Annotated in this window: 11 protein-coding genes; 8 read left to right on the top strand and 3 right to left on the bottom strand. The window is 62.6% G+C overall.

The window, feature by feature from the left end; genetic code table 11:
* Positions 1-309: 309 nt before the first annotated feature.
* Positions 310-714: a very short patch repair endonuclease gene (locus A5652_RS26705; RefSeq protein WP_082983871.1), complete on the top strand. Its 405-nt coding sequence runs from the start codon at positions 310-312 to the stop codon at positions 712-714.
* A 113-nt stretch (positions 715-827) separates the two neighbouring features.
* Here A5652_RS26705 and A5652_RS27575 read toward each other — a convergent pair whose 3' ends face one another.
* On the bottom strand, positions 828-1,901 hold the full coding sequence (locus A5652_RS27575; protein ID WP_156745298.1) for a hypothetical protein: 1,074 nt from the start codon (positions 1,899-1,901) through the stop codon (positions 828-830).
* Positions 1,898-2,119 carry a helix-turn-helix transcriptional regulator gene (locus A5652_RS29145; RefSeq protein ID WP_369805786.1) on the bottom strand — a complete coding sequence of 74 codons (222 nt, stop codon included), beginning with the start codon at positions 2,117-2,119 and terminating at the stop codon, positions 1,898-1,900. Before A5652_RS29145 ends, A5652_RS27575 begins: the two co-directional genes overlap by 4 nt.
* Before the next feature lie 87 nt (positions 2,120-2,206).
* On the opposite strand from A5652_RS29145, the gene A5652_RS12180 reads away from it, so the two are divergent.
* The 6 genes from A5652_RS12180 to A5652_RS12160 all read left to right on the top strand — a co-directional run bounded on the left by A5652_RS12180 (position 2,207) and on the right by A5652_RS12160 (position 6,811).
* The gene (locus A5652_RS12180) at positions 2,207-3,418 is read left to right on the top strand and encodes a DNA cytosine methyltransferase (protein WP_067351067.1); all 1,212 of its coding nucleotides are present in this window, start codon (positions 2,207-2,209) and stop codon (positions 3,416-3,418) included.
* Positions 3,419-3,933: 515 nt separating this feature from the next.
* The gene (locus A5652_RS27570; protein ID WP_156745297.1) at positions 3,934-4,074 is read left to right on the top strand and encodes a hypothetical protein; all 141 of its coding nucleotides are present in this window, start codon (positions 3,934-3,936) and stop codon (positions 4,072-4,074) included.
* A 202-nt stretch (positions 4,075-4,276) separates the two neighbouring features.
* Positions 4,277-4,951 carry a C39 family peptidase gene (locus A5652_RS12175; protein WP_082983869.1) on the top strand — a complete coding sequence of 225 codons (675 nt, stop codon included), beginning with the start codon at positions 4,277-4,279 and terminating at the stop codon, positions 4,949-4,951.
* Positions 4,952-5,134: 183 nt separating this feature from the next.
* Positions 5,135-5,653 carry a carboxymuconolactone decarboxylase family protein gene (locus tag A5652_RS12170; protein ID WP_197513935.1) on the top strand — a complete coding sequence of 173 codons (519 nt, stop codon included), beginning with the start codon at positions 5,135-5,137 and terminating at the stop codon, positions 5,651-5,653.
* Entirely contained in the window at positions 5,650-6,210 is a 561-nt protein-coding gene (locus A5652_RS12165) for a carboxymuconolactone decarboxylase family protein (RefSeq protein WP_067351065.1), read from the top strand. Before A5652_RS12170 ends, A5652_RS12165 begins: the two co-directional genes overlap by 4 nt.
* Positions 6,211-6,274: 64 nt before the next feature.
* Positions 6,275-6,811: a TetR/AcrR family transcriptional regulator gene (locus tag A5652_RS12160; RefSeq protein ID WP_197513936.1), complete on the top strand. Its 537-nt coding sequence runs from the start codon at positions 6,275-6,277 to the stop codon at positions 6,809-6,811.
* On the opposite strand, the gene A5652_RS12155 is transcribed toward A5652_RS12160, so the two are convergent.
* The gene (locus A5652_RS12155) at positions 6,791-7,960 is read right to left on the bottom strand and encodes an acyl-CoA dehydrogenase (RefSeq protein ID WP_067351073.1); all 1,170 of its coding nucleotides are present in this window, start codon (positions 7,958-7,960) and stop codon (positions 6,791-6,793) included. The two genes, A5652_RS12160 and A5652_RS12155, sit on opposite strands and share 21 nt — an antisense overlap.
* A gap of 421 nt (positions 7,961-8,381) precedes the next feature.
* Here A5652_RS12155 and A5652_RS12150 point away from each other — a divergent pair.
* Positions 8,382-9,310: condensation domain-containing protein (locus A5652_RS12150; protein WP_197513934.1), on the top strand; the 929-nt coding region annotated here is incomplete at its 3' end.

Genomic DNA, 9,310 nt, shown 5'->3' with positions numbered 1-9,310 from the left:
GTGGTCCTGTTCCTCCGGGGCCGGCTCCCACTTCAATGTCGGCACAAGCGGCAGGTAGTCGTTCTGTACCCGTACGGGGCACTGCTTGGCTGCGTATCCGCCAAGCAAAATCGATTCGAGGGCTGCTGACACCGTCTTATATTGTTCCAGATATCTCGATCCTCGCTGCGGTTAATGCTTTTCCGTACGACGACTGGTTTCCGAGCGGCCGCGTGCCGACGTCAACATCGGAGACCACAACGCTGCGGTCAGCTGGCCCTTACGGCCCCTCACCTTTGTGCGAAAGTTCCCAGCAACTAACATGAAGCTGTGGCCGAGCAGTGGCAGAGCACCCCACGAAGTCGTCATCTTTCAGGCCGCCGCAACGAAGGAACGCTTCCCGAGATGCGCCTTAGGTCTGCCCTGCATCGACTGGGGGCGAGGTTTCGTCTGCATCGAAGGCTTGCGCCTGGGTGTAGCCCTGACATAGTCCTGCCGCGCCACAAAGTTGCGGTTTTTGTGGATGGCTGCTTCTGGCACAACTGCCCGAAGCATGGCCGGAAGAGGCCATGGAGCGGTCCGAACGCTCGTCTCTGGGAGGCGAAGCTGGCCCGAACTGCCAAACGAGATACCGCAGCTGTTGAAGTTGCCGAGGCACTCGGGTGGAAAGCAGTCCGAATTTGGGAATGCGACGTAATGGCTGATCCGGAAGCGGTAGCTCGAAAGCTCCTTTAAGGCGGCGCGGTTCACTCTTCGACCTCGGCGAAACGGTGTCAAGGGAACACTGGGTCATATTTAGTGGTGCAGTCATAGGGTGGGGTCACGTCAGATATCAGGCATCGCTTGGCTCATGAAAATGAATTGATCCAGGACTGCCGAACTTCCTTGGGCACCCTCGAACCATTTAAATAGTCTTGTACTTGCTCAAAGAAGTAACGCCGGCCGGTAAGTGGCAGCTCTGCAAGTTTTCCGGCAAGCCATCCGTAAATATTCACAAATTCGAAGACAATTCCGCCTCGAATTAGCTCGCCAAGAAACAGCGGGTCCGATGTAGGCTTACAATCAGCTGGCACATCCCCCTGACGGCAGAGGACGATCACCACCATATCTTCCGGAAGCTTATGTGAGAAGTAGCCATCTATTGACTGAACGCACTCGTCAATTCTTTGCGGCGTAAACGGCTTAATCGTTACTTCGTAGACGCGAGCCAGAGCCCCGTCGATCGTTACAGCGACGTCGCCCACCTTGCCTGACGTGAGATTTGTGGTGGAAACGCTGTCACGCGCCCCTTCTACGCAGGCGCCACCTATAGGAAGGAATTCGGCCTCTAGAGCAACGCCGACGAGCAACTGAGGGGTTGCTCCCCCAAGCGGGTGACGATCGATCAGGTGGCGCGCCACCCTTGCGAGTTCTGCGGAGGAATCGACAGGTGGCAGGTAAGCCTTCGTGAGAACCACCTCGAGCGCAAGTGCGTCGAAGCGAACACCAAGCTCTCGAGCGAACGCTCCCAAGCCGGCTGGGCGCATTGTCAATGCTTCTTCAATAAGCCGGAGCATCGCTTGCGCAACCTGGGGAGGCCTCCTTTGAGCTGCCCATTGTTCATTTAGGCTTTTTGCCGCCTTCGCGACGTTCAACGGGCCTGATTGCCCGCAGGGGACGCCGCGCTCTCTGAGCACCGGACGGATGATCTGCTCATATAACGGCCGGGGATGACATTCGTATAGTTCTACGGTCGGGTCATATTGGTAATCGATCAACCTCGCGAAAACCACTGTAGTTAGCAACTCGCGAAAGCCTGTCGCTCTTGAGGCGAAGACGACATTGAGGTCAACCTCTACGCGCATTGGAACCTCATAGGTGACATTCGCATGGAAGAACAGTTCCTCGAAGCTTTCGCGGCTCCTCTCAACCTTTCTGGTCACCTGCGGCCACCCACTTCGATTGAGGTAAGCAGGTCGCTGAGGCGGATGTCGAGCGCGTCGCTCAACCGGGCAAGCGTCACCAAGCTGGGATTTCGAACGCCCCTCTCTGCACCACTTACGTAGGTGCGATCCAGACCGCTGGCTTCAGCCAGGCCCTCCTGCGTCAGGCCTGCTCTACTTCTGGCTCGCCGGAGCGCCTTGCCGAAGCTTGTCAGCACGCTCCCGTAGTCTGAGTCCACCTGGCAGACTCTCGGCCAAACGAGACTAATTAGTCCACGGACGATAAGTCACATAGAGGAGGATCGGTGGGGTTTTGCAGCAAGCCGACAGTAGCGACGTTCTACTGCGGCGCTGGTGGCCTCGACATAGGTTTTGAACGTGCGGGGTTCGAAATCATTTTTGCGAACGACATCGATCCCGTCGCCGTCGAGACGCACCGACGGTTCTCCAAGGCACGGGTGGCAGTTGCCGGTGACGTCCACAATGTCGACCTGCGGCCGGCCGCAGGCGCAGACGTCATCATTGGCGGGCCACCCTGCCAGGGCTTTTCTGTAGCCGGGAAGATGGACCCACACGACCTGCGCAGTAGGCACGTGTGGACGTTTTTGTCTCTAGTGAGCAGGCTTAAGCCTAAAGCGTTCGTCATGGAGAACGTGAAAAACCTCTACGACAACGAGCGCTGGGCTGATCTGCGGGAGGACTTGCTTGCGGCGGCAAGGATCTTGGGATACTCCACGCGCCTCTCACTTTTGAATGCCGCGAACTTTGGCACGCCCCAAGAGCGCAGCCGAATGTTCCTAATGGGCCTTCGCGGCGATGGGTTGATCCCCGAAATTGACCCGGACCCCGCTTCGCCCGCCATCTCGGTCCGCGAGGCGTTCAAGCGACTACCGCGATTCGGAGAACCTGGCAATAACACGTTCTGCCCGGCGAAAATTACTCCCGCTGCTAAGCCAGTGCTTCGGAGGTCACCGTATGCAGGGATGTTATTCAACGGGGCTGGCAGGCCCTTGGACCTCGAGCGGCCTTCAACCACCCTGCCCGCATCGATGGGTGGAAATCGAACACCCATCATTGAGCAGAACATGCTCGAGGGCGAACACGATTCCTGGGTGCGCAAGTACCACGCGCATTTGTGGGAGGGAGGAGAGCCGCTACCCATGGGGCGGATCGACGGCCCGTTACGCCGTCTCACTGTAGAAGAAGCAGCGGTACTTCAAGGATTCCCTGTGGGCGTAAACTGGGCAGGCCAAGGCTCGGCGCAGTTCCGCCAAATCGGAAATTCCGTACCCCCGCCCCTCGCTGAGGCAGTGGCTCGCCACGTGATGACTTTCATTTCAGATGCGGATGAGGGCGTGGAGGTTCCTACGATGGATGAAGATGAGCTGATCTATGCTGCCGTCGACGCGCGCGAGCAATATTTGCTTTGGGCGCTCACAAAGACTCTCAACTTGGCGAGCAAGTCCCGAAACTCAGACGAAGTTCAGGTTCTCGATGAAGCAGCCAATGCAAGCTGAGTCGGCATAGACTCGCTGGCACCTCCTAACCCGGCGGTCCCTCGGCGGGTATTTGTTTTCGTTGCTCGCCACAGGCTGGAACTGCCCTTCAGCCGCAAAAGTTCTGCGTTGCGTACGAGCGGTAATGCGTACGGTGCGGCAAGCTGCAATGATCTGCAACCCCTGGGGCTGCCAACGTGTTTACAGGCAATGTCGGTCGAATGTCCCGGGTGGCCGAGGCGAATAGCGCCGAAATTGCGCCGAGCTGCCATGCGTGACGACCGCAGCCTGATCCCCGGCTTAATCGAGGGGACACTGCGCATGGAGGCCCCGGTGAAGACGGCGTGTCGGTTGGCGCGCGAGTCGGTCCGTACCGGCAAAGTCGACTTCCCGGCCGCTTCGAGGATCCGCACAATACCGCGGCAATTTTCACGACCACATCGCGTCGGGCGCGAATTATGGTCGAGGAGTCCTTTGCGACGCTGGAGGGACATTCACCCTCGCCGCGCACCGACCGGTAGACAAAGGACTACGCGATGACGCGCATGCCTTCGGTCAGCACCTTGCGGCATTCCGAACGGATCCAGCAGTCCATCGCACGTCCCGACACGCTCAACGAACTTCGACTGCTCGCCGACGCTTCCCCGGCGGACGCCGATGTGCCGCAAGACGTCTGAGTACGCACTGGCCGTCGGGGTGCTCGCCGTGCGCCAAACAGTCTGAGGCCTTACGGATGCCAGCTTGATTTCATGGCAATAACTACCCGCGTGTCGGTGCGGGATTTCCGCCAACTTTCTGTCAATCTCCGTTCAGGGCCACAACCTGAACCTCTTTTCGTCACGTCTACACGCCGTCGCGGCGGCGCCGGAGCGGACACCCATGGCGAGCACCTCGCGGGCAAAGATCACCAGCGCCGCACTAGCGGTCGGCCGGGTCGTTTTGTTGTCCGCCACGATCGCAGCGTCGCCGGTGATGTTGGCCGCTGGGGTGCACGCCAACCCGGGCGTTCCCGTCCCCGACGCCGACCATGAGTTGGGAATGTATGGCGATCCCGTCGCCGCCGCGCCCTACTGGCGCGAGCAACACGCTTCCGACTGTGGGGAAATGGCAGTGGCCGATGTGGTCGGCCAAATTACGGGACACGAGCCAACAGAGCAGCAGATGATCACGTTGGCCGAAAACACACCGAGCACAGCGGGTCACGGGCCGATTTGGACGCCAACGGGCACCACCAATATCGCCGACCTTCCGGTACTGCTGTGGCACTACTGGATCAGAGCCGACAACGTTCAGACCGATACCGCCGCCGTGGCGCGCAACCTGGGGGGAAACCACAAGGTCATCGCCATCCTCAATGCCGAAACAATTTGGAATCGGCCGGGAAAGCGGAACTCTGCGAACCACTTCGTGGTGGTCACGGGCATTGACAGCAAGGCCGGGGTGGTGCATCTCAACGACAGCGGCATCAGTACCGGCCGCGACGAGCAAGTGCCCATCGCCGTCTTCGAGCGGGCGTGGGCCCCTAACTACAACTCGGCCATCGTGACCAAGTGACGGTCGGCGACGCGAAAGCGAAATAACCCGCAATCACACGCAATCGGCAGCCGGGCGCCGGGTCCGCGGGTAGAGCCCGAAAGCGATAGCGCATGAGCTAGCGGTTTCGGCAACGCTCTATACGTCCGAAACCCGTTCACTACAGTCGAGGAACGCCTCCTCGACGAGAAAGGGCCTCGGCGTATGACGCGAATGCCTCTGGCCAAAGCGGACGAGCAACCGGAACAGATCCGGCAGCTGCTGACCCGCCCCGACACCCTCGATGTGCTGCGGCTAATCGCCAATGCCCCCAACATATTCGCGAGCTGGGCACAGATGGCCGGCGAGCTCTTCGAAAGCCCCACCTTCACCCCGCGGATGCGCGAAATCATCATCCTGCGGGTGGCCCACATGCAGGACTCGCCCTACGAACTCGCTCAGCACGTGAATTTCGCCCGCAAAGCGGGGCTCTCCGACCAACAGATCGACGCCCTACAGAACAAGGCGGACCTCAAAGTGGCCGGATTCAGCCGCGACGAACGCACCGTCATCGACACCGTCACCGAGTTGTGCGCCATCCGCCGGCTGAGCGACGACACCTTCGCCTCCGCCCACGCCCTGCTCGGCGACGAGGCGCTCACCGAACTGCTTATGATCGTGAGTTGCTATTACGGCCTCGCGCTGGTGCTCAACGCCGTCGACCTCGACATCGATGCAAAATGACCCGCGTCCCTTATCGCCGGCATGAAGGCATGACCGAACTCGCCCGCGAATTGACCGCGCGGCGCGGCAATCTGAACGTCTATCGCGCACTGGCCAACGCCGAGAAGGTGTTCACCGGCTGGATGGTGGCCGGCGACGCCGCCCTGACCAGCCCGGTCCTGCCGAGAAGGCTTCGCGAACTGATCGTGCTGCGCACCGCCTATCTGATGGATTGCGCCTACGAACTCGGCCAGCACCGAGACGTCGCGCAAACGGTCGGACTCGACCTCGCCACCATCGACGCCGTCACCTCCGAGTCCGACTGGCAGACAGGACAATTCGACCCTACCGAGATGGCGGTGCTGCGACTGACGACCGAGCTGGTGACCACCCGTCACGTCGCGCAACCAAACTTCGACCAGGTTCACACGGCACTCGGCTCGGAGGCCACCGTCGAAGCGTTAATGGTGATCAACCGGTCTGCGGGCCTGGCGTTGATGCTGAACGCGCTCGAGGTCGACCTCGATGAGACCGCCCGACTCCCCGTTCCGCCGACGAACGAGGGACCCCTCCCGTAACCTACGTGGTGTGGTGGTGCGAAAGCAGCCCTCGACCCGCCTGTCAGCCGAGGACTGGCTCGAGGTGGGTTATACCGTGCTCGCCGAAGAGGGGGTGCGCGCCCTCAAAGTCGAACGCCTCTGCCAGCAGGCAGGCGTCACCCGCGGCAGCTTCTACTGGCACTTCGAGGACATCGGAAACTATCGGACCGCGCTGATCGAGTCGTGGAACAAATTCCTCGAACGCGACCGCCAGGCGCTCTCCGAGCTCGACGCGCTGGCACCCCGGGAGCGCTTGTCGGCCCTGACGGCCAATCTGGTCAGCCCCCAGTACTGGATGCTCGAGCGGGCGATGCGCGAGTGGGCCCGGTTGGATCCGGTGGCCGCCGAAAAAATCCGCGCCACCGATCGGCTGCTGCTACGCACCGTGATAAAGGCTTACCGCGACTACGGTTTCAGCGTCGAGGACGCGAAGCTGCGCGCCCAACTGACCTTCGCGGCGGGCATCGGACTGCTGCACCTCACCAGCTCGGCCGAACAGGCTCAGTCGGTGGCTCAACGAGAACGGTTCCTGGCCCTGATGCTGGGCGAGACGGCCACCTCAGACCATGGCGATGGGTGAAATCTTCGCGCCAATCGCCAACGCCCCGGCCAACTCTCGACCGGTATCGTAGTCGAACACCACGTGACCCGCGACGATGTCCACATCGCGCTTGGCGCGCTGCATGGGACTCGACAGGAAGTGAACGCCGGCACCGGACGCCTCCATGAGATCGGCGATGATCGACCGGCTTTCGTGCACGGTGCGCGCGGCCGCCAGCCGTGCGTCGGCCCGCACCGATCGGCTCACCCGTTCCCCGCTGACCACGATCGCCTCGATATCGTCGGCGGTCTTGGCGACCAACGCCCGCAGCGAGCTCAGCCGTACCCGGGCCTCGCCCAGCCGGATCTGCGCGGCGGGCTGATCTTTTTGCGCCACCCCGCTGTAGGCCAGCACGCGCCCGCTGAGCCGTTCGGCGAAGAGTCCGGTCACCCGTTCCGCGGTCCCCAGCACGGGCATGGACGCCGTGAGTGCCAGCGCGGGAACCAGCGGCCACCGGTACGTCGGGACCCCGTGCTCACGCGCGCCGAGTGCCGTGCCGCCGTAGATGTCGGCCACGGCGACCAGTCGATGCTCGGGCACGAGAGCGTCGGTGATGACGAGATCGTGCGAGCCGGTACCGCGCATGCCGGCCGTGTGCCAGGTGTCGACGACCTCGACCTGCGCGGCGGGCACCACGGCCAACGCCGGATCGATCCGGTCCTGCCGTTCGATGAGCGCGCCGACGATCACCCAGTCGGCATCCAGCGCGCCCGTGGCCCAGGACCACCTGCCCGTCACGCGCACCCCGCCGTCGGCGGGGACGCCACGGCCGGTGGGAGCCAGGGGAGCCGGCGCCAGCACGGGCCCCGACGCGAAAACCTCGTCCTGTGCGCGCGGATCGAACAGCGCCAGCATCCAGTTGTGCAGCGCGTAGAAACCGAGCGTCCAGGCGCTCGACGCGCAGCCGTGCGCCATGCGTCGAATCGGTTGCAGCAGTTCGGGAAACGGGCCCTGGATGCCGCCGAACCGGGCGGGCAGCAGCAACCGGAACAGGTCGGTCTGCCTGAAGTCGCTGATCGTCGCCGCGGGCAGGCGCCGCAATCGCTCGGCCTCGTCGGCGCGATCGGCCAGCCGCGCAACGAATTCGTCGGTGACGCCGTGCAGCGGGCGGTTTTCGACCACGGACATGCCGGAGACCATAACATACTTTTTTGTATGGCAAGCTCCGGATGCGGTTGCGCGCCGCGACGATCGGCCTGACGCACCGGGAGTCGCCCCGATGTCGCGAGATGTGGGAAACGTGACTCAACGTGAGGAGCTAAGTCACGCGCACGGCCGCAAGCTGGCCGCGTGGCATCGAGCACTCTGGCAGTTGAACGTCGGATGAACTCGCGTCAATCGATGAACCGAGGCAGCCGGGGGCCCGTCTGCATTGTGTCGCAGTGCTTTACCGGCGTTGGGAGGTTCGGTGATCGTCAACCATCCGCATCACTGCCAGGCCACGACTCTCGTTCGTCCTTTGGGCGCAGGGGAGCGGCTGTTCTACCGATACAGCGAGCGCAATCCCGCTCATTTCTCGGTCGTGGCGGAATTTGGTGAAGTGCTCGCTGTGAACCAGCTGCGGGCCGCGTTGGCCGCTGTCCAGCGACGGCATCCCCTGCTCTCGGTGCATGTAGAGGATCGGACCGGTACACGACTGGGCTTCTATCGCGCGGCGGCGGTCCCGCGGGTCGAGTTGACCGTCCGGCGCTGGACTGAGCTGGCGTGGCAGGCCGCCGCGGCCGAGGAGCTCAGCCGACCGTTCGATCGCTCGCGTGCGCCGTTGATGCGTGCATCGTTGCTGCAGGGCCCTTCGCGTAGCCTGCTGCTGCTCACCTTCGACCACACGATCGCCGACGGGATCAGTTCCACGCTCGTGCTCAATGACGTGATCACTGCGCTTAACGGTAAGACCTTGGCGAGTCTGCCTGTGCCGCAAAGTCAGGAGCGCATCGTCTCGGATGTGCTCGGAGCAGCTGAACCGCTGAAGCCCACCGCGCTGCCCGGAGACGCGAGGATGAGCACGCCCAGCGTCCTTCGTCCCTTCGATGGTGCGTTGACCAACGTCCGCACCATGGCCCTAAGCCGCGCAGATACCGCGACGTTGGTAGCGCGTTGCCGGGCCGAAAGCACCACGGTGCACGCCGCGCTGGTGGTTGCGATGTGCCGAGTGCGGGCCACAGACCGCGGCGAAGAGTTCACCCGCGTCCTCACCCCGATCAACCTGCGGCCGATTCTCGGAATCGAGGGAGGCTGCGTCCTGTGCATCGTGCCGACCGCGACGGGGCACGTGCCGTGGGACGGGACACCGTTTTGGGGGCAGGCCCGCGCGATGACCGCGCACCTCGACGTCGCCCGATCGGCGCACGGAATCCGCACGGCCTCCCTTGCCCTGGAGCAAATGATCACCACCGATGCCACAACCAGCGATGCCGAGGAACTTTTCACCAGGATCAGCCCGTGGGAGATCATGGTCACCAACCTGGGCGTGCAAAACCT

Origin of the sequence: Mycobacterium sp. 1165178.9 (assembly GCF_001673555.1) — a bacterium.
GTDB lineage: Bacteria > Actinomycetota > Actinomycetes > Mycobacteriales > Mycobacteriaceae > Mycobacterium.
This window is presented reverse-complemented; position numbering and strand designations above follow the sequence as displayed.

What these genes read in the sequence shown, in the direction of transcription:
- A5652_RS12170 (WP_197513935.1), top strand. Translation starts at nt 5,135, where the DNA reads ATGACGCGAATGCCTCTGGCCAAAGCGGACGAGCAACCGGAACAGATC.
- A5652_RS12165 (WP_067351065.1), top strand. Translation starts at nt 5,650, where the DNA reads ATGACCCGCGTCCCTTATCGCCGGCATGAAGGCATGACCGAACTCGCC.
- A5652_RS27570 (WP_156745297.1), top strand. Translation starts at nt 3,934, where the DNA reads ATGACGCGCATGCCTTCGGTCAGCACCTTGCGGCATTCCGAACGGATC.
- A5652_RS12155 (WP_067351073.1), bottom strand. Translation starts at nt 7,960, where the DNA reads ATGTCCGTGGTCGAAAACCGCCCGCTGCACGGCGTCACCGACGAATTC.
- A5652_RS12175 (WP_082983869.1), top strand. Translation starts at nt 4,277, where the DNA reads ATGGCGAGCACCTCGCGGGCAAAGATCACCAGCGCCGCACTAGCGGTC.